The sequence below is a fragment of the Corynebacterium sp. Marseille-Q2823 genome, assembly GCF_903645345.1.
Lineage (GTDB): Bacteria > Actinomycetota > Actinomycetes > Mycobacteriales > Mycobacteriaceae > Corynebacterium > Corynebacterium hiratae.
The window spans coordinates 104637-124834 of the sequence record NZ_CAHJXS010000001.1 but is presented as its reverse complement, the minus strand read 5'-3'; the positions used below and the strand labels follow the sequence as shown (position 1 = coordinate 124834).

The 20198-nt window shown below is 61.3% G+C and carries 11 protein-coding genes; 5 read left to right on the top strand and 6 right to left on the bottom strand.

Translation table 11 applies throughout. The features are described 5' to 3' along the window. Positions 1-4 precede the first annotated feature (4 nt). The gene (locus tag HWX44_RS00550) at positions 5-3721 is read left to right on the top strand and encodes a multifunctional oxoglutarate decarboxylase/oxoglutarate dehydrogenase thiamine pyrophosphate-binding subunit/dihydrolipoyllysine-residue succinyltransferase subunit (RefSeq protein WP_175972809.1); all 3717 of its coding nucleotides are present in this window, start codon (positions 5-7) and stop codon (positions 3719-3721) included. Between the two features lie 675 nt (positions 3722-4396). On the opposite strand, the gene HWX44_RS00545 is transcribed toward HWX44_RS00550, so the two are convergent. After that, positions 4397-10045, bottom strand: a complete 5649-nt coding sequence (locus HWX44_RS00545; RefSeq protein ID WP_254868071.1) for a G5 domain-containing protein — start codon at positions 10043-10045, stop codon at positions 4397-4399. 441 nt (positions 10046-10486) lie between these two features. Beyond that, entirely contained in the window at positions 10487-11263 is a 777-nt protein-coding gene (locus HWX44_RS00540; protein ID WP_175972808.1) for a hypothetical protein, read from the bottom strand. Positions 11264-11422: 159 nt separating this feature from the next. Here HWX44_RS00540 and HWX44_RS00535 point away from each other — a divergent pair, with 159 nt between their 5' ends. Beyond that, entirely contained in the window at positions 11423-12562 is a 1140-nt protein-coding gene (locus tag HWX44_RS00535; protein WP_175972807.1) for an Mrp/NBP35 family ATP-binding protein, read from the top strand. A gap of 7 nt (positions 12563-12569) precedes the next feature. Here HWX44_RS00535 and HWX44_RS00530 read toward each other — a convergent pair whose 3' ends face one another. From HWX44_RS00530 to sigE, 3 genes are all read right to left on the bottom strand, one after another. Further along, on the bottom strand, positions 12570-13142 hold the full coding sequence (locus HWX44_RS00530) for a Sec-independent protein translocase TatB (RefSeq protein WP_070700806.1): 573 nt from the start codon (positions 13140-13142) through the stop codon (positions 12570-12572). Between the two features lie 67 nt (positions 13143-13209). Next, entirely contained in the window at positions 13210-13659 is a 450-nt protein-coding gene (locus HWX44_RS00525; RefSeq protein ID WP_046648303.1) for an anti-sigma factor family protein, read from the bottom strand. Positions 13660-13741: 82 nt separating this feature from the next. Then, positions 13742-14407, bottom strand: coding sequence for an RNA polymerase sigma factor SigE (gene sigE / locus HWX44_RS00520; RefSeq protein WP_070516829.1), 666 nt, complete (start codon positions 14405-14407; stop codon positions 13742-13744). 164 nt (positions 14408-14571) lie between these two features. On the opposite strand from sigE, the gene HWX44_RS00515 reads away from it, so the two are divergent. Then, positions 14572-15219: an O-methyltransferase gene (locus HWX44_RS00515; protein ID WP_046648301.1), complete on the top strand. Its 648-nt coding sequence runs from the start codon at positions 14572-14574 to the stop codon at positions 15217-15219. A gap of 492 nt (positions 15220-15711) precedes the next feature. Here HWX44_RS00515 and glgC read toward each other — a convergent pair whose 3' ends face one another. Next, a complete protein-coding gene (glgC, locus tag HWX44_RS00510) occupies positions 15712-16929 on the bottom strand; it encodes a glucose-1-phosphate adenylyltransferase (RefSeq protein ID WP_046648300.1) in 1218 nt (405 codons plus the stop codon). Positions 16930-17117: 188 nt separating this feature from the next. Here glgC and glgA point away from each other — a divergent pair, with 188 nt between their 5' ends. Further along, complete coding sequence (gene glgA / locus HWX44_RS00505) at positions 17118-18272, top strand: glycogen synthase (RefSeq protein WP_175972806.1); 1155 nt, start codon at positions 17118-17120, stop codon at positions 18270-18272. 11 nt (positions 18273-18283) lie between these two features. Beyond that, positions 18284-19741, top strand: coding sequence for a GH32 C-terminal domain-containing protein (locus HWX44_RS00500; RefSeq protein ID WP_046648298.1), 1458 nt, complete (start codon positions 18284-18286; stop codon positions 19739-19741). Positions 19742-20198: the final 457 nt, after the last annotated feature.

Here is a 20198-nt window from a genome sequence, read left to right as displayed (position 1 = left end):
TGCCGTGAGCAACTCGAGCATCTATGGCCCGAATGCGTGGCTGATTGACGAACAGTTTCAGCAGTACTCAAAGGACCCGAACTCCGTAGACAAGGAGTGGCGCGAGTACTTTGAAGCCAACGGGGCACCAAAGTCGGCCGCACAATCCAAGGCTGCGGACGCTCAGTCCAGCACCCCCACCCAGAAGAAGACCCAGGCTGAGGAGAAGTCTTCCACTGTTCCAGGTGCTAAGGCACCGAGCGATTCCAAGGCTTCCGCCGCATCCAAGAAGGACGCGAAGAAGACGGAGAAGAAGCAGGAATCCCCGCTGGACCGCATCAAGGACGCTCCGGAGCCGGGCTCCCGCGTACTCAAGGGCATGTTTAAGGCCATTGCCAAGAACATGGACGAGTCCCTAGAGATCCCCACCGCTACCACCGTGCGTGACATCCCGGTCAAGCTCATGTGGGAAAACCGCGCGATGATCAACGATCACCTCAAGCGCACCCGCGGCGGCAAGATTTCCTTCACCCACATCTTGGGCTACGCGCTGGTGAAGGCCGTGCAGATCCACCCGGATATGAACGTGCGCTACGAGATCCAGGACGGCAAGCCCACCGTGGTTCAGCCTGAGCACGTCAACCTGGGCCTGGCCATCGACCTTCCGCAGAAGGATGGCTCCCGCGCCCTCGTCGTGGCCGCCATCAAGGAAGCAGAGAACAAGACCTTCTCCGAGTTCATCGACGCCTACCAGGACATCGTTGACCGCTCCCGCAAGAACAAACTGACGATGGATGACTTCTCCGGAGTCACCATCAACCTGACCAACCCGGGCGGCATCGGCACCCGCCACTCCATCGCCCGTCTGACCAAGGGCTCCGGCTCCATCATCGGTGTGGGCTCCATGGACTACCCGGCAGAATTCGCCGGTACCTCTGCCGACCGCTTGGCGGACCTCGGCGTCGGCCGCCTGGTTACCCTGACCTCCACCTACGACCACCGCGTCATTCAGGGCGCGGAGTCTGGTGAGTTCCTGCGCACCGTGGGCCAGCTGATTCTGGACGATGCCTTCTGGGACGAGCTCTTCGAATCGATGGGCGTTCCCTACCAGCCCTTCCGCTGGGCTGCCGACGTCCCCAACACGGGCGTCGACAAGAACACGCGCGTCATGCAGTACATCGAGGCCTACCGCTCCCGTGGCCACCTGCTCGCGGACATCAACCCGCTGGGTTGGAAGCAGCCGGGTCTGCCCTGGCCGGACCACCGCGACTTGGACCTGGCTACCCACGGCCTGACCATCTGGGACCTGGACCGCACTTTCAACGTCGGCGGTTTCGGCGGCAAGGAGACCATGACGCTGCGTGAGGTGGTCAGCCGCCTGCGCGCCGCCTACACCCTCAAGGTTGGCTCCGAGTACGCCCACATCCTGGACCGCGATGAGCGCGGCTGGCTGCAGGAGCAGATTGAGGCCGGAATGCCGAAGCCGACCAACTCCGAGCAGAAGTACATCCTGCAGAAGGTCAACGCCGCTGAGGCATTCGAGAACTTCCTGCAGACCAAGTACGTGGGCCAGAAGCGCTTCTCCCTGGAGGGTGCTGAGTCCCTCATCGCCCTGCTGGATTCCATCGTGGACACCGCTGCCGGCCAGGACCTCGACGAGGTCGTCATCGGCATGCCGCACCGCGGCCGCCTCAACGTGCTCTTCAACATCGTGGGCAAGCCGTTGGCGGATATCTTCGGCGAGTTCGATGGCAACTACAAGGGCGGCCAGATGGGCGGCTCCGGTGACGTGAAGTACCACCTGGGCGCTGAGGGCGAGCACCTGCAGATGTTCGGTGACGGCGAAATCAAGGTCACCTTGGCCGCTAACCCGTCTCACCTCGAGGCTGTTGACCCGGTCATGGAAGGTATCGCACGCGCCAAGCAGGACATCCTGGACAAGGGCGCCGGCGCACACACCGTGGTGCCGATCATGCTCCACGGCGATGCTTCCTTCACCGGCCTGGGCGTGGTCCAGGAGACCATCAACCTGTCCCAGCTGCGCGGCTACACCACCGGCGGCACCGTCCACGTTGTGGTCAACAACCAGGTGGGCTTCACCACCACCCCGGACTCCGGCCGCTCCACGCACTACGCCACCGACCTGGCTAAGGGCTTCGACTGCCCGGTCTTCCACGTCAACGGCGACAACCCGGAGGCTGTTGTCTGGGTGGGCAAGCTCGCTACCGAGTACCGCCGTCGCTTTGGCAAGGACGTCTTCATTGACCTCGTGTGCTACCGCCTGCGCGGCCACAACGAAGCCGATGACCCGTCCATGACCCAGCCGCTGCTGTACGACATCATCGATGACCACAAGTCCGTTCGTGAGCGCTACACCGAGGAGCTCATCGGCCGTGGTGACCTCTCCGATGAAGAGGCTGAGGCAGCTGCACGCGACTTCCACGACCAGATGGAGTCCGTCTTCGCCGACCACAAGAAGGCCGAAGAGGCTGGTCCGAAGGAACAGACCGGTATCACCTCCTCCCAGGAGCTGACCCGTGGTCTGGACACCTCCATCACTGCCGAGGAAATCGCCGAGATTGGTGACGCCTACGGCACCCCTCCGGAGGGCTTCGAGTACCACAAGCGCGTGGCCAAGGTGGCTAAGGACCGCGAGAAGTCTGCTCGTGAGGGCGGCATCGACTGGGGCTGGGGCGAGCTCATCGCCTTCGGCTCCCTGGCTAACGCCGGCAAGGTCGTGCGTCTGGCCGGTGAGGATTCCCGCCGCGGTACCTTCACCCAGCGCCACGCTGTGGCCTTCGACCCGCGCACGGGCAACGAGTACAACCCGGTTGCCCGCCTGGCTGAGTCCAAGGGCAATGGCGGCAAGTTCATGGTCTACAACTCCGCGCTGACCGAGTTCGCTGGCATGGGCTACGAGTACGGCTACACCGTGGGTAACCCGGATGCTGTCGTGGCTTGGGAGGCACAGTTCGGTGACTTCGCCAACGGTGCGCAGACCATCATCGATGAGTACGTCTCCTCCGGTGAGGCCAAGTGGGGCCAGCTCTCCAGCCTGATCCTTCTGCTGCCGCACGGCTACGAGGGTCAGGGCCCGGACCACTCCTCCGCCCGCATTGAGCGCTTCCTGCAGCTGTGTGCTGAGGGCTCCATGACCGTGGCCCAGCCGTCTACCCCGGCTAACCACTTCCACCTGCTGCGCCGCCAGGCACTCGGTGAGATGAAGCGCCCGCTGGTCGTCTTCACGCCGAAGTCCATGCTGCGTAACAAGGCCGCGACCTCTTCTGTGGAGGACTTCACTGAGGTCAAGAAGTTCCAGTCCGTCATCAACGACCCGAACTACGTTGACATCAACGGCAAGAAGGTCGGCGATACCGACAAAGTCAAGACCATCATGCTGGTCTCCGGCAAGCTCTACTGGGAGCTGGCCAAGAAGAAGGAAGCCGATGGCCGCGACGACATCGCCATCGTGCGCGTGGAGATGCTCCACCCGATTCCGTTCAACCGCCTGCGTGAGGCTTTCGAGGCCTACCCGAACGCAACGCAGATTCGCTTCGTACAGGACGAGCCGGCCAACCAGGGCCCGTGGCCGTTCTACAACGAGCACCTGCGCGACCTCATCCCGGATATGCCGGAGATGGTCCGCGTCTCCCGCCGCTCGCAGTCCTCGACTGCTACCGGTAACGCGAAGGTTCACCAGATTGAGCAGAAGAACCTGCTGGAGGAAGCCTTCGACGTCTAAAGGCGCTTAAGCCCCAGGCGCTGGCACACAGCACAGCGACGCTAGCAAGGCCCCGGCCACCACGAACTCACTACGAGCGTGGTGGCCGGGGCCTTTTATTTCGCTAGAAAGACGACCAGGGATGAGGTCTACAAGCCAGCCGAACCGCCGCGGGCGGGCACCGCAACGATCTCGCGCGTAAGTGCAATGCCACAGTTTCCAGTGTCATATCGACCAACCAGTCCCCCGCGACCATGACCGCGCCCCTCCCCTTCGCACTCACGGTGGAACCTCAATCAGCCTCCCGACGCACCCCAGTGAGCGCGAAGGGAGGCTTGCATGAGATGCCGGCACCACTGGTGGCTTCTTTGACGACGAACACCGGGACGGGATGCCACAGGTGAAGCAACGAAGACCGCGATTGCAGTCACACATAACGACGCGCGCCGCTAGTTAAGCCCCAGTGCCGAGGTGAACGAACGACGTCACCGGGTCAATCAAGACGGTATCCGCCGTTTCCCTGCCGCACAGTCTGGGCTCTGCCCTAATACACCGCATTGGCTCTCAACAACGAAATCGAACCTCCGCAATGAACTAGGCAAAAGAGAAACGCCCGAGCTTATGCTCGGGCGTTTCATTCACGGCTTAGTAAACCGTGTCTTCAGGGCCAGCCCGGCCCTGAAGCTTCCTAGCGGACTAGGACTCTTTGCGGCGACCAGGACGCAGAAGCAGTACTGCTCCAGCAATCAGTGCCCATGCTGCGGCAAGAAGCCACAGGATATTTGCACCGGTATTCGCCAGGGCTCTAGAAGAGGAACTCTTCTTGGAGTCCTTGGTGCTCGAGGTCGTGCCAGTAGAGCGAGTGGTGTTGTCGCTCTGGCTCGGCTGAGCATTGTTGTTGGACTCCACAGCACTCGGCTGTGCTGCCTCACCTGGTGCCTGCGGCTGCGGCTGTTCCGGCTGCGGTTGCTGCGGAGCCTCGCCTGGGGCCTTCGGATCCAGCGGCTTCAGCGGCTCGAAAGGCTTCTGCGGCAGTGCAGGATCATGCGGCGGCTTGAAGAAATGGCTCAAGACCGGCGGTACGAGTACCAGCGGAATGAGCAGCGGCCACAGGCCACCGAGCTCAGGAATACGAGGCTCGTTCGGCTCACCTGGCTTGCCCGGCTCACCCGGCTCGTCCGGTTCCGTTGGACTGGTCGGCGTGGTCGGCTCTTCGCTCGGCTCTTCGCTCGGCACGCTCGGCTCTTCGCTCGGCTCTTCGCTCGGTTCCTCACTCGGCACGCTCGGCTCTTCGCTCGGTTCCTCACTCGGCACGCTCGGCTCTTCGCTCGGTTCCTCACTCGGCACGCTCGGCTCTTCGCTCGGTTCCTCACTCGGCACGCTCGGCTCTTCGCTCGGTTCCTCACTCGGCACGCTCGGCTCTTCGCTCGGTTCCTCACTCGGCACGCTCGGCTCTTCGCTCGGTTCCTCACTCGGCACGCTCGGCTCTTCGCTCGGTTCCTCACTCGGCACGCTCGGCTCTTCGCTCGGTTCCTCGCTCGGGCTCTCGCACTTGCACTTGGTGCCTACGCGTAGCTTGCGCGGCTGCGGGTCCTTGATGACCTCTTCAGAGGTTTCCGGGTCACCGACTGGCTTGCCGTTTTCGAGCTTCCAGGTCTTGGTGATCTCCTTCTCACCGAAGGCACCAGCCTGGTCCTCAACAACCTTGCCTACCTCGAGGTTCGGGTCGTACTCGATGATGGTGTCGAACGGGGTCTTTTCGGTGTGCTTATCGGTAAGTTCGGTCTGGTTCTTGGCCGGACCAACCTCGATGATCTGTTTGACTGGGTCGCTGATCTTATCGGAGGAGTGTTCCTTGGTGATCTCACCGTTCTCGGCGTTGACCTTGACGGTGTGCTTGATCTCGCCCTGCTTGCCCTCCTGGACAACCTTAGTCTCTCCAGGTTGCAGGTCAGGGTTGACACGGATCTCGGTCTCGAATGGAGTCTTCTCATTCCACTCGATCTGCGTGGAGGCAGGCTTGCCCTTAGTACCGACCTTGATGATCTTATTGACCGGCTCGGTCACACGCTCGGTTTCGGTCTTGGAATCTACGACCTTCGAGTTCTCGATGGTCAGCGTCGTGGTGACCTTGTCCTTACCGAGCTTGCCTTCTTGGACAGTCTCCTGCTTACCCGCTTCCATCGTGTCATCGAAGATGACCGAGGTTTCGAATGGCACATCCTTGACATACTCACTGGTGTGAGTGCCTTCCGACTTAGTGCCCACGCGGATGATCTGCTTGACCGGCTCCTTGGTGCGCTCAGTCGTCACAGTAGGATCGCCGTCCGGCTTGCCGTTGACGATCTTCTGAGTCGAGGTCACAACCTCGGTGCCAAGTTCACCCTGCTGGTCAACCTTCTGTTCGCCCTCCTTGAGAGAGTTGTCGAAGACGATCTCAGTCTCGAACGGAACCGGCTTCTCTACCTTGGTCACCACAGAGGTGTCCTCGGGTGCCGGACCATACTCGATGATCTCGTTAACAGGAGCCTTGGTCTGCTTCTCCTCCGGGGTGACCGTTGCCTGGTCACCCTTGGCAGTGAAGTCAGCGGTGTAGGTCTTCTCGCCAGGCACGCCCTTCTGGACGACCTTGATCTCACCCGGCTTCAGCTCCGGGTTCGGACGGGTAATAACCTCGAACGGAACCTGAGCAGTCCAGGTGACCTTCGAGGAAGCCTCAGACGGCTTGGTACCAACCTTGATGACCTGATCAACAGGCTGCTTGGTAATCTCCTCGGTGATCTGAGGGTCGCCAGGCTTCGAGTTGACGATCTCGCGCGTGATCGTCACCGTCTTCTCACCAGGAACACCCTCGGTCACAACCTCAGACTTACCGGCAGGCAGGTTCGGATCGAATTCGATCTTCACACCGAACGGAACCTCAGACTTAACGGTCTCAGTGTTGGTGCCGGTGGTCTTGGTGCCAACGCGGATGATCTGCTCGGTCGGCTCCTTCGTGCGCTCAGATGTCACGACCGGGTCGCCCGAAGGCTTTCCGTCCACGAGCTTCTGAGTCGAGGTCTCAACTTCGGTACCAACCTCACCCTTTTGGTCAACAACCTGCTTGCCGGCTTCGAGGGAGTCGTCGAAGATCACCTTGGTGTCGAACGGAATCGGCTTCTCAGTCTTGGTCACCAGCTCGCTCGGAGCAATGCCAGGGCCGTACTCGACGATCCGCTTGACAGGCTCCTTGGTGGTCTCTTCCTCGACGACCTCAGCCTGATCGCCCGAAGCGGTGAACTTAGCGGTGAAGGTCTTCTCACCGTTCTCACCTTCCTGAACAACCCGGGTTTCACCAGGCTTCAGGTCCGGGTTCTCGCGAACCTCGGTCGGGTAAGGAATCGGAACCGTCCACGTGACTTCCTTGGCGCTCTCGGCAGGCTTGGTGCCGACGACGACGACCTCGTTGACCGGTGCCTTGGTTTGATCCCAGGTGCCGTCCTGGTTCATCTTCTCTTCGCCAGGCACACCCGTAGTCTCAACCTTGTAGGTACCGGCAGGGATGGTGTCGTCGTACTTGTACTCGACCTTGAACGGAACCTCCCGCTTCGGAACGTCGATGACGTTGACCGTTGCGGTGGTGTTGTCCTTAGAGCCGTCCTCGTAGGTCACGATGACCGGAACGTCGATCTTGTCGCCCGGCTTCGCGGTCTCCGGCGCGGTGGAGATTACGTTGCCCTTGTCATCCAGGCCGACGATCCAGTCGCCGTTAGCCGTCTTCACCTTGTAGGTGGGGTTGCCGAATTCGTTGTTCTCACCGGTGGCTTCGAGGCCCTTCGGGTTGATCATGAACGGCTTGTCCGCATCAAGGTTGATCTCTGCAGGCTTCTCGACGCCAATCGGCGAGGTCGCCGTGCCACCCGGGTAGACCGTCTGGGACGGAACAACCGGCTCAGACTCCCAGGCGTTGGTCAGCTTGACCACGGTGGTAACCGGTGCCTGAGTCGTCAGACCACCTGGGGCGTTAACGGTTACCGTGACGGTGTTCTTGTCACCCGGCTTGGCATCTGCCGGCGGGGTGGAAGAAACTTCACCGGTCTTCGGGTCAATGGTGTACTTCCAGCCGTTGACTTCCTGAGAAAGAACCGGCTTGCCATTCTTATTTCCGAAGGAGAACGTGGATCCGTCAGGAGTGTCCTCTACCTGGTGCTTGACTTCCTGCCCCGGAGCGGTGACCTGGACGTTGTAGTTCGCCTTGATGTCGCCCTTGATAACGACGACAGTGCCGACAACCGTCTGCGGCTTCTGCTTGCCTTCATCGCTGTAGTGAGCCTTGACCGGAACGTTCAGGATGTCGCCTTCCTGCGCACCCTTCGGGATCGTGGTCGTAATCTCACCAGTCTTCTCGTCAACGTAGACGGTCCACGTCTTGCCATCCTTGCTAGTAAGGGTGGTCTGGTTGGTGCCATCCTCGAAGGTGTAGCGCGTCGGGGGTTCATCGGTCGTGTTGCCGCTCAGACCGCGCTCCGGGATTTCGGGAGTGAGGCTGACGCTCGCGTTCGGCTGACCAGTCACTGTGTCGTAGGTCGGGATCTTGATGTCCACGATCGCCTGGAACTGGACCTCGATCTCATCCGTGGTCTGGTCCGGGTAGGTTGCCTTCACCTTCGGGGTGATGACGGTTCCCGGTGCAACAGAGTCGTCTGCTTTCGCGGTGACCTTGCCGGTGTCATCGACGGTGACGGTCCAGCCATCCGGCACAGTAGACTCGTCGATCTCGAACTTGGCCGGGTGGACCGGCTTATGGCCCTTCATGATGGACTTGGTACCCACCTGAGCGGTGATGTCCTCATTCAGCTTGCCCTTAGACAGACCAGGGCGCACCAAGTCAGTGACCTGGGTGTTGTTCGGGTCAACAACCACGAGCAGTTCAAGCTCATCGGTGGAGCCGTTGGAGTACTCGACGGTGATCTTCGGACGCGCAAAGCTACCCGGCTTCGGGTTTTCCGGAGCGGTGACGGTGACGTTGTAGTCCTCGTCCATCTCGACGGTCCAGCCGTCGTAGACGTACTTCTCATCCAGCTCAACCTTGGCCTCGAAGCCGCTATCACCCTTCTTCTTCGCTAGGTCTTTGATCAGGTCCGGGGTCTGGGTGAAGGTGACCTTCTGCGGCTCGGTAGCAATCGGACCGGTAGCACTATCGACGCCGGAGATGATCGAAGCGTCAGTCTTGTCGTACTTCGGGGAGTGGTACTCGGTGTCGTCCAAGGAGAACGCCTTGGAGTCGATGACGTTCGCCTTGTTGTAGCGCGTCAGCGAGTTGGAGCTGTCGAAAGCTCCATCATGCTCGATAAACTCATTGTTGCCCTTAGCTGCAGCCTTGAGCTCGTCCACGCTACGCGGCTTCGCCAGAACGGAGAAGTTTACGTTCTTGTCAGTTGCCAGGTCGGTACCGCGGTACTCGGGCCAGGTGAAGAAGATCTCGCCGGTCGTTTCGTCGATACGCAGGTTTTGCGTACCGCCGGATTCTGCTGGGTCCGTGGTGCCGATGAACGCACCGTTGCCGTCGTAGGCTTCCACGACCATGCGGGACATCGAATCGTCCGCTCCGCCGTTCGCAACTGCAGGAACGTTGATCTTACCGACCTTGGTTTCCTCACCGGGGACGATGACGTGCTTTTCGAAGTTCTCCCACGAAACCGTGATCGGGTTACATTCGATATTCTCGCTCGGCCACGGGTTCACGACGGCCCTAAAGGCTGCACTGTCTCCCTGGGTGGCAAACGGGGAGGTGGTACGGTCAGCCTTATATTTTCCCTGCCAAGCATAACGCACCGGGTTAGCAGCAGTGGCCTCAGCGAACTGCTTGACTTTCGCATCGGTCAGTTCCGCGTTGAGGTTCAGGTTTCGCTGTTGCCTAAAGCCATCAATCTTGAGGAATTCGTCGGCCTTGTGAGTGACGGCCTTATCAACAAAGGTCTGGCCCGCGTCCGTAGCGGGAAGTTGAGCCGTGTCGAGGTACGCACCCATAAGGCCTGAATTGGTAAAACTCCAATCGGCGAACGTGCGGTCCTTCGAGTTATCAAAGGAGACACTCAAGCCCCAGGCTTTCTTGTTGGGGCTGCTCGCAGACGGCTCAGAGGTGTTCCAGCTGAAACCAGCCTGGCTGCCACTCTCAGTGCTTCCCTCGACAACACACGAACCGGCCGGGAGGTCGGAGGCCTTCTGAGCGTCCTTCTCCACCGCGCCGGACTTGTCGCGGATACCGCCGCTGAGGGTGGCGGCGGTGGCCTCCGGAACGACCGTGTTGTAAGAGGTGATGCTGAGGCCGCTCAGTGCGAGTGTGATAGCAGAAAGAGCTGCCACCCCTTTACGGGAAGAGCGCCTACGGGCGGAGCCACTTCGTGGTGCATTCATTCCTTAAGTCCTTTCAAATGCAGTACCCTGCCCCACCCCACAGTGCGGAAACCCGAAAGCCGCGGCGGCTTCTCAAGACATTTCCTCACAAAATCATTTAGGAATTGACAGGAAATAGGCAGGCGAACGCTAAAGATAGTACCCGGCTACACAGAAAACCGCAAGAAAAATAGGGTTTTACCTGGAATCTTTAAGAATAAGTACACAACTATGTGTGAGCTATAGATTTCCTGAAACCGCCCACTCTGCGAGACACTGATTGGTTTCCGTACGTAGGGAGTGGGGCGGTTCGGCGAGACGTCGCCAAGCAGAGCGTGCCCAGCGCCGTTTTATACAGTCCCGTATCGCCACCCCCAGGCGCCGAGGACTGCGCCCCCTAGCTTGTATCTCCTAGGATTCCTCGTGAACCAAATCGGAACCGCCGGAAGAGTTGGAGTCGCCTTCCTCGTTGAGGTTCTGCATGAGGTTGGCCTCCATCCAGGCGCGCACGGTCTCCTCAAAGTCCTCGGAGTCGTCTACTTCCTTCACCACTTCATCAAGGTCCTGCGCGGTGAGGAACTTGGTAAAGGAGGCAACTTCGAGCTTCTCATCGCGGTTGAATAGCCCGTCTTGGTAGACCACGACGTAATTCTGTGGAAGCTCAGGCTTTGAATTAGGGCAGCCTTCGGCACCGGCAGGCTCCACCACGGAGACCTCCGGGGGCAGCGAGGCCATGAGCGCGACATGGGTGCGCTCCAAAAAGTCCACGTCCTTGGCGCCTTCTTCCTTGGCAGCCACGTAGTCCTTGGAAATCGCGCGGGCTTCCTCCGGGTTGTAGACGCTTAGGAATTCACCTGTGCAGCCGACGAAGAAGTTGCCATTAGTGCTGACCCCGCTGATGTGCTCCCCTCCTTGGCGCACCAGCATTGGCTTCTGAGACACGGTGGCTGCACGTCCTTCATCGCGCAGGGTCTGGCGGTAGATTTCCGCCAGCACGCGCTGCTCATGGGATGTCGGGTCAATCATGATGGTGATAGGCGCCGAGTTCACTGGGTTCGGATCCGGCTTGGGTTCATACCCAGAGCAGGCGCTTAACGACGCCCCCGCAACCCCCACCAAGGCCACCCCAACAACGCGGGCGAAGGTGCGGGAATGTGCAATAAGGCGGGGCATCAGAATCAGGCGCATTCTTTCTATTCAACCGGACATGCAGCACACATGTCGCTGTTCTTCAGGGTCCTCAGTCCGCAGCGCTGGGCCGCAGCATCTGGCTGAATCTTACACACCTCGCTGGCCAGACGGCGGTGTGGCTCTCCGCGGTAGCACGTGACTAGACTAATGCGCGTTATGACTAGCGCTATTACTGAATCTTCCGTTCGCGACGCGCTTAGCCGCGTCGATGACCCAGAAATCGGTCGCCCCATTACCGAACTCGGCATGGTGAAGTCCGTGACTGTTAACGGTTCGGACGTGGACATCGAGCTTTATCTCACCATCGCCGGCTGCCCGATGAAGGGCACCATCGAGTCCAATACCCGCGCGGCCGTGGCGGAACTCGACGGTGTCGGCAACATCAACATCTCGATGACGCCGATGAGCGACGAGCAACGTAAGGAGCTCAAGCAGAAGCTGCGCGGCGGGCAGGCCGAGCCGGAGATCCCCTTTGCCAAGCCCGAGTCCACCACCCGCGTGTTCGCGGTGGCCTCCGGCAAGGGCGGCGTGGGCAAGTCCTCCGTCACGGTGAACCTGGCCGCAGCCTTGGTCAACAAGGGACTCAAGGTGGGCATCGTGGACGCCGATATTTACGGCCACTCCGTCCCCAGCCTGCTGGGTTCCACGGCGGGCCCCACAGTGCTTGACGACGAAATGCTGCTTCCCCCCATCTCCCACGGCATCAAGCACATTTCCATCGGCCAATTCGTGGAGGGCAACGCGCCGGTGGTCTGGCGCGGACCAATGCTCCACCGCGCCCTCCAGCAATTCCTCGCGGACGTCTTCTGGGGCGACTTGGATGTGCTCCTGCTGGACCTGCCGCCGGGTACCGGTGACGTGGCCCTGTCGGTAGCCCAGCTCATCCCAAATGCCGAGCTGCTGATTGTGACCACCCCGCAGGCAGCCGCGGCCGAGGTGGCTGAGCGTGCCGGTTCCATCTCCCAGCAAACGCGCCAGCGCGTGGCCGGCGTGATTGAGAATATGGGTGCGATGGTCATGCCGGATGGCTCCACCATGGATATCTTCGGCTCCGGCGGCGGCAGCGTAGTAGCCGAGCGCCTCAGCGTGCTGCTGGGCCACGAGGTTCCCCTGATGGCCAGCATCCCGCTGGATCCGAGCCTGCGCGCGGCTGGCGATGCCGGAACCCCCATCGTCATCTCCGCGCCCGACTCCCCCGCTACCCAGGCCATCAACAAGGTGGCGGATTCGATCGCGGTGCGCTCCGATTCCCTCGTGGGCAAGAAGCTCGGCTTGGGTGTCACCCGCAAGGGCTAAATAACCCTTAGGTGACGTCCTCCCAGGAGGAGCTGCCCTCGCCGGTGGATGCATTTCCGCCGCGCGGGGGCTGTGTCGTTTTAGCCGCCTTCTCCCCCGCTGGCTGCTGGGCGCCAAGGTCCGGATAGACCTGCGAATAATCGAAGGTCGGTCGGCCAGTGTTCTGCTCCGGCGCTGGCTGCGCCGGCCCCTGCTGGTTATGCGCGGGTTGGTTGTTTATTTCCGCGTCATGCTCATACGGGCTGGTGCTCTTCTTGATGTCCTCTGCCATCTTCTTCGGGTTGAAGTCGTCCCAGGCGGAATCGTCGCCGTCGAAAAGCGCCTTGGTGATAACCCCGCGCGGCCCCATGCGCGTCCACTCCGCCGCCTGGCTCAGGGGCACGCGGAGGTCGTCGAACTCCGCGCCGAGACCGCTCATCTCACCGTTGAGCTCCGCCTTGGCGTTCGCAATGGCCTTGCGCGCCGCGTAGATAGCCGCGCGGACGTCCATGATCACGCCGGGCAAGCGCTCAGGGCCGATGATCACCAGCCCCAGCAGCACGATGACAATGATCTCTACCCAACCAATTGAGGAAAACACGAAACTATCTTAACTACTTCGCTAGTGATGACAGGGCGACGGGCGCGCGGAAGGCTTCGGTCTCTTGTTAGCCCCGCTGGTTGTGCCGGATGGCGCGCACAACCATCTCCACCTTGTCCAGGAAATCCTGACGTGGCTGGTGCGCAGGCGCTTCCGCATCCGGCCCGGGCCCTACGCCCTGATGGGCGATGCCAGCGAGCTTTGCCATGAGCGAGTCCGGCGCCTTAACGTGGGATTCCACGCTGCATTCGCGAACCCACTCGGCGGCGTTGCGCTGGTGGTGGATTTCTGCCCGGCATTCCGGGCAGTGCACAAGGTGGATGCGTACGCGGTGGGCATATTTGGCTGGCATCTCGCCGTCGACGAAAGCGACGACCGCCTCGGGCCCCAAATGGCCGATAGTATCTGCCCGCTGGGCGCGGGCCTTCGCCTTATCGCGGACTTTGGCTTGGGCCTCGGTGAAGAACCCGGACAGACTCAGGGACTGGCCGTCGCTGCTATGTCCTTCTGCTTTCACCTCAACGTCACCTCACCTCAGTGCGTTCTCTTCCGCCTAGGCGGCAGAATTCTCGCGGTCTCAGACTTAAACGCTGCCTAGTCTAGCGCGTACGCAGCAGGCTGCGGGTGTCTGCGTTGCTCTCGGCTTCCTTCTCCAGAGCGGCACGCAGCTGGGAGCGGCCGCGGTGGATGCGGGAGCGCACGGTGCCCATCTTGACGCCGAGGGTTTCAGCGATTTCGTCGTAGCTCATGCCCACGACATCACAGAGAACCACGGCCACGCGGAAATCCGGTGCGAGGTTATCCAGTGCGGACTGCAGCGCCGGATCCAGGTTAGCTACCGAATAGGCCTGCTCCGGGGTCATGTCAGTGCCGGGGACGCGTTCATAATCCTCCGGCAGGGCCTCCATGCGGATCTTGGAGCGGTGGCGGACCATATCCAAGAAGAGGTTGGTGGTGATGCGGTGCAGCCAGCCCCCAAAGGTCCCCGCTTGGTACTTATCCAAGGAGCGGAAGACGCGCATGAAGGTCTCTTGGGTGAGGTCTTCGGCATCGTGCTGGTTGCCGGAAAGGCGGTAAGCCAAGCGGTAGACATCATCGGCGTGCTCAGCCACGAGTTCGCCCCAGGAAGGCATATCGGCTTGGCCGGCGTCGAACGCAGCGGTTCCGGTCAACTTCTCAGTTTCAGCGCTGGCATCATGGCTGCCAGTGGCGGAGGAATCGGTGGAACGGTGAGCGTGCTCAAACTCGCGCTGCTGTGTGGTCATGCCGAATATCTTTCTATAGTGCGCGTCGAAACTCCAGCCACGGCCCTGTGAGCAGCCTGTGAATCCGTCACAACGCTTACATGCGCTTCTTGCGTCACACGGGCCAGCGAGTTACGGGCGATTCTCAACACGCAACCTCGGTGATTTCACTATGGTTTTCTTTTGTGACTACTACGGCTTATGACGCAATGCGAACCTACATCGAATCCACCAGCGAGGTCTCCGAGGTTCTCGCCGGCGCCCGCGCCCACGCGGAGGAGTATGGCCTGCCAGCACCGGATGAGGCAACCGGCCAGTTGCTCACCACGCTCGCGGCGGTTTCATCCGGCACCACCTCGCGCCCACAGGCGGTGGCGATTACTCCCGCAGCATCCGTCGTGGGCCTCTATCTGCTTGCCGGCATGCCGGAGAACGGAATCCTCACCTGCATCGATCCGGAGGCAGAGCACCAGGCCAGCGCCAAGCGAACCTTCCGCGAGGCCGGCTACTCCCCCAGCCGCGGCCGTTTCTTACCCTCGCGCCCCCTCGACATCATGGGCCGTCTGGCTAATGACACCTACCAGGTGATCTACGCCGAGGTCCCAGCGCTCGATATGCCTGCACTGCTCAAGGCCGCCTGGCCGCTGCTGCACCAGCACGGCACTTTGGTGCTGGCCAATGCGCTTCTCGACGGCACCGTGGCCGACCCCTCCCGCACCGACCGCGACACCGCCGCTGCCCGCGAGGCCGACGAGGTTGCCCGCTCCCTCGAGGGCGCGGCCGTGACGCGCCTGCCCTACGGCGCGGGCCTGACGCTCATTACCAAGCTGTAGCCGCCTTCTGAAACTGCCCGATCTGCCAAAACCATCGCCTGTTTTTCGATCGGCTCGGAGACTTTCGTCATTTAGGACACCGTTGGTTTAGCCACTGATACGTCTCCGAGCTAAACCCCGCCCTGTGGCGCCGGTGTCCTTCTTTGCGCCCACTTTTACTCCTTCTCCGTTCCCACCCCCGCCCTTCGCGCTCACCATGGGGCTTCACGAGGCGGGCCGCGCACTTTCGGTGAGCGCGAAGGGTGTGTTGGTGCAGGATTGTGGTGTTGCACGGGTGTGTTGGTGCAGGGTGTGGTTGTGCCGCGCGTGATGTTGCAGGGTGTGGTTGTGCCGCGCGTGTTGTTGCAGAGTGTGCTGTTGCTGGGAGTGTTGTTACGCAGGCTCCTGAAGCAGCCCGGAACTCGTCGGCGCCATCAAAGCCACGAAAAGCGGGCGTGGAGTGGTCTTCAATCCACCCGCACGCCCGCTTAAACTACTGTGCTGTCTCGCGGCTTAGACCTTTACGTTCTTCCCCACGACGACCACGCCACCTTCGGAAACCTTGAAGCGCTCCTCATCGCGCTCGCGGTCCACGCCGATGATCGCACCATCGCTGACCACCACGTTCTTGTCCAGGATGGCGTGGCGGACCACCGCGCCGCGTCCAATGCGCACGCCCGGCAGGATGACGGAGCCTTCCACCGTCGCGCCATCGGCCACGTGCACGTCCGAAGAGAGCACAGAGTTACGCACCGTACCGCCGGAGACAATGCAGCCCGGAGCCACCATCGAGGACTGGGCGATACCGTTCTGCACGAACTTCGCCGGCGGGAAGTTCGAGTCATCTGTGGAGTGAATAGGCCACGAGCGGTTGTACAGGTTGAAAATGGGGTGCACCGAAATCATGTCCATGTGTGCCTCATAGAAGGAGTCGATGGTACCGACATCGCGCCAATAGCCATGGTCACGCTCCGTAGAACCGGGCACCTCATTGGCCATGAAGTCGTAGACGTGTGCCTGCTCACGCTTCACGAAATAAGGAATGATGTTGCCGCCCATGTCATGCGCGGAGTCCTCATTCTTTTCGTCTTCCAGCAAAGCGTCGATAAGCGCCTGCGTGGTGAAGACGTAGTTGCCCATGGAGGCGTAGGTCATGTTCGGATCATCCGGGGTGGCCGGGGGATTCGCAGGCTTCTCGACGAACTCCGTAATCGTGCCCATCCCATCCGCCTGGATGCAGCCAAAGGCAGAAGCCTCCGAGCGCGGGACGCGGATGCCTGCCACTGAACAGTCCAGACCAGTCGCGATGTGCTCCTCCACCATCTGGGCCGGGTCCATGCGGTAGACGTGGTCGGCGCCGAAGACGATCACGTAATCCGGCTTCTCGTCATAAATCAGGTTCAGCGACTGCAAGATGGCATCGGCCGAACCGTTGTACCAACGCTTACCGCGGCGCTGCTGGGCTGGCACGGAAGCGATGTACTGCGGGGTCGGCCCAGACAGGTTCCATGCCTGGGAAATGTGGCGGTCCAAGGAGTGGGACTTGTACTGGGTCAGCACCGCAATCTTGAGGTATCCGGCGTTAACGAGGTTGGACAGCACGAAGTCGATCAGGCGGTAGGAACCACCGAAAGGAACGGCGGGCTTAGCGCGGTCTTCCGTCAGCGGAAAGAGGCGCTTTCCCTCGCCGCCGGCAAGGACAATGGCAAGGACATTAGGAAGGCTTCTCACACCACCCAACTTATAGACATTTTCCGCATCGTGCAGTAGAAGTTTGCGTGATTTTACCCCCTTTAACCTCCCACACCCCGCTTGCATGCTTCCTTCGTGTTTGCGTCCCAACGCCGCTGCGCGCCGCGCTCGTGGCGCGCGATAGGAAGGTTTAGCGCGCGCTGCGGAATGTCCGTATTCTGGCGAGTATGAGAGCCGGAATTTTTTCTAAGGAGTATCCGCCGGAGATTTACGGCGGAGCTGGCGTCCATGTTGCAGAGCTCACCCGTTTCATGCGCGAGATCATCGATGTCTCCGTCCACTGCATGGGGTCTGAGCGCGACGAGAAAGACGTTTTTGTCCATGGCGTTGACCCCGCATTAAAGGATGCGAACGCCGCGCTGCAGACATTGTCTACGGGTCTGCGCATGGCCAACGCCGCCTCCGATATCGATGTGGCTCACTCTCACACCTGGTACACGGGCCTTGGTGGGCACCTCGCCAGCCAGTTGTACGGCATCCCCCACGTGGTTACCGCGCACTCCCTCGAGCCGCACCGCCCGTGGAAGCGCGAGCAGCTGGGCGGTGGTTATGAGGTCTCCTCTTGGTCGGAGAAGAACGCGATGGAATACGCCGACGCCGTCATCGCCGTATCTGCCGGCATGAAAGATTCCATCTTGGATGCCTACCCCCGTATCGACGCCGATAAGGTCCACGTGGTCCTCAACGGCATCGATACGCAGGTCTGGCAGCCGGGTGAGTCGGCGGTGCTGGATAAGTTGGGCGCCGACAAGCAGCGTCCGATCGTTGCCTTCGTGGGCCGGATTACCCGACAGAAGGGCGTGAAGCACCTGCTCAAGGCGGTCCAGAGCTTTGACGAGGATATCCAGCTCGTGCTGTGTGCGGGCGCGCCGGATACGCCGGAAATTGCGGCGGAGACCGAAGCCCTTGTGGAGGAGCTGCGCTCCAAGCGCGATGGTGTGTTCTGGGTTAAGGACATGCTGTCCCGCGAGGAGATTAAGCAAGTCTATTCCGGTGCCGATGTGTTCGTCTGCCCGTCGATCTATGAGCCGCTGGGCATTGTTAACCTCGAAGCCATGGCTTGCGGCACCGCGGTCGTAGCCTCCAATGTGGGTGGCATCCCAGAGGTCGTCGTGGATGGTGAGACCGGCGTTTTGGTCAATTACGATGCCGCTGATGAAGCCACCTTTGAGGCTGATCTCGCCGCCGCCGTGAATCGAGTGGCAGCGGACAAGGAACTGACGCAGCGCTTTGGCAGCGCCGGTCGCCAGCGCGCCATTGATGCTTTCTCGTGGGCTACCATCGCGCAGCAGACCGTGGACATTTACCGTTCGTTGATGTAGGAAGGACTGCCGTGACTCTTAACGAACCGCCTCATCGCCCAGAACTACATTTCGTTCCCGACACCGGGATCCTCGAAGCCCCCGCGGGAATCGTCCGCGACGGTAACACGTGGCACCTGTTCCACCAGTACCGGCCCGCGGCTGACCAGCCCGCACGCTGGGGCCATTCCACGTCGGAAGAAACAGCTTTTGAGTGGCTCGACTGCGACGATGTCCTCGCCCCCGTGGGCGGAGAGCTGTCGCTGCGTGCTGGCTCCGTCGCGGAGGGCAAGGAGGCCCTCAACCTATATTTCACCTCGGTGACCTCGGTGGGTACGAGCGTGCGCCTAGCGCGCTACACCGACTACGCCGATGAGTGCGTCGTCTCCGATGACCCTACGGCGCTCGACCCGGATGTCGTCCGCTTCGGCGAAGCTGTCGGTGCCAGCACCAATCACGACCGCTTCCGCTCTCCCTCTGTGGTCCCAGATTGGGCTAAGGAGGACCGCGAGGAAGGCCACGATGGCTGGCTCATGCTTGCGCTGACCGGGCACTCGGACGCGCCGGTGCCGGTGATCCTGGATAGCCCCGATGGCGAATCCTGGACGCTCCTCGGGCCGTTGAGCTTCGACGGCGACCCCGGTTTTGAGGAGGGCGAGGTTCCGGCTACCTCCCCCATCCCGCCGGTGGTCTCGCCGCGCTTGGTGCGCCTGCGCGACGAGGTCGATAGGGAAATCTACGATGTGCTCTTCGTGACCTTAGAGCGCGAGGGCCGCGATGTTTCCGGCTATATCGTGGGCCGCCTTGATGGCACGGTGTTCACCGTGGCGAAGGGTTTCCAGCGCGTGGACTTTGGCCACGATTTCTCCCGCCCGCGCAACACCAACACCACGACCGGAACGATTCCGCAAGAGCGCCGCTACGACCGTGCGGTCATCCTCGGTCTGCTCAACGGCAACGGTCGCGGTGACGACGCCACCAAGCACCCATCCTGGGAGGCGGAGGGCTGGGCCAATAGCCTGTCGCTGCCCCGTGCGGTCACGCTGCAGGGCGGTGTGCTGTACCAGACCCCGGCGGAGGGTCTGCCGGATGCGGTGAAGCTCTCCGATTATGCCCAATCCTGGACTGGTGTTTTGGAGGTTCCGGAAGGCTCCGCCGTGACCGTCACGCTGAAGGACGGTAACGGTGATGCCGCCGCGGTCATCCGCCACACCGGCTCCGAGATCAGCCTGGATCGCTCCATGTCGAAGGCCTTTGATCACTACTTCAAGGACTCTGCTCCTGCGGTGACCCAGCTGGCTGAGGGCGATTCGGACACGCTCACCGTCATCCAGGACGGCGCTAGCGTTGAGGTGTTTGTGGATGGCGGCTTGGTGGCCATGAGCTCTCGCGTCTACTTCGAGGGCGGGTGCTCTGCCATCGAGGTCAGCACGGAGGGCGAGGCTGTCATTGAGCAGTCGTGGAGCCGAAAGGGCACCAAGCGCTCTTAATCGCATCGACTGCGACACGGCGTAGAGGAGGAGGACCGAGTTTTCTCGGTCCTCTTTTTAATGCGCTCCCCTACCCTTCGCGCTCACTGGGGATCCCAAACAACCGCCGTGGGCGCTGCCGGTGAGCGCGAAGGGAGATTGAGGCGGAGGTCGATGCAGATGCCTTCGAGCTCCAGCGGAGCCACGCAGCTGACGCGCGTCACTCAGCCAAGTCAAATCTCATCCCCGCCCTTCGCGCTCACCGTGGACTTCAGACAACCATCGCGGGCGCTGCCAGTGAGCGCGAAGGGAGATTGAGGCGGAGGTCGATGCAGATGCCTTCGAACGCCGACAAGACCACGCAACCTCAGAGCCACAATGAGCCAGGCCGAGCCTCACCCCGCCCTTCGCGCTCACCATAGACATCAAACAACCACCGCGGGCGCGGCCGGTGAGCGCGAAGGGAGTTTGAGGCGGA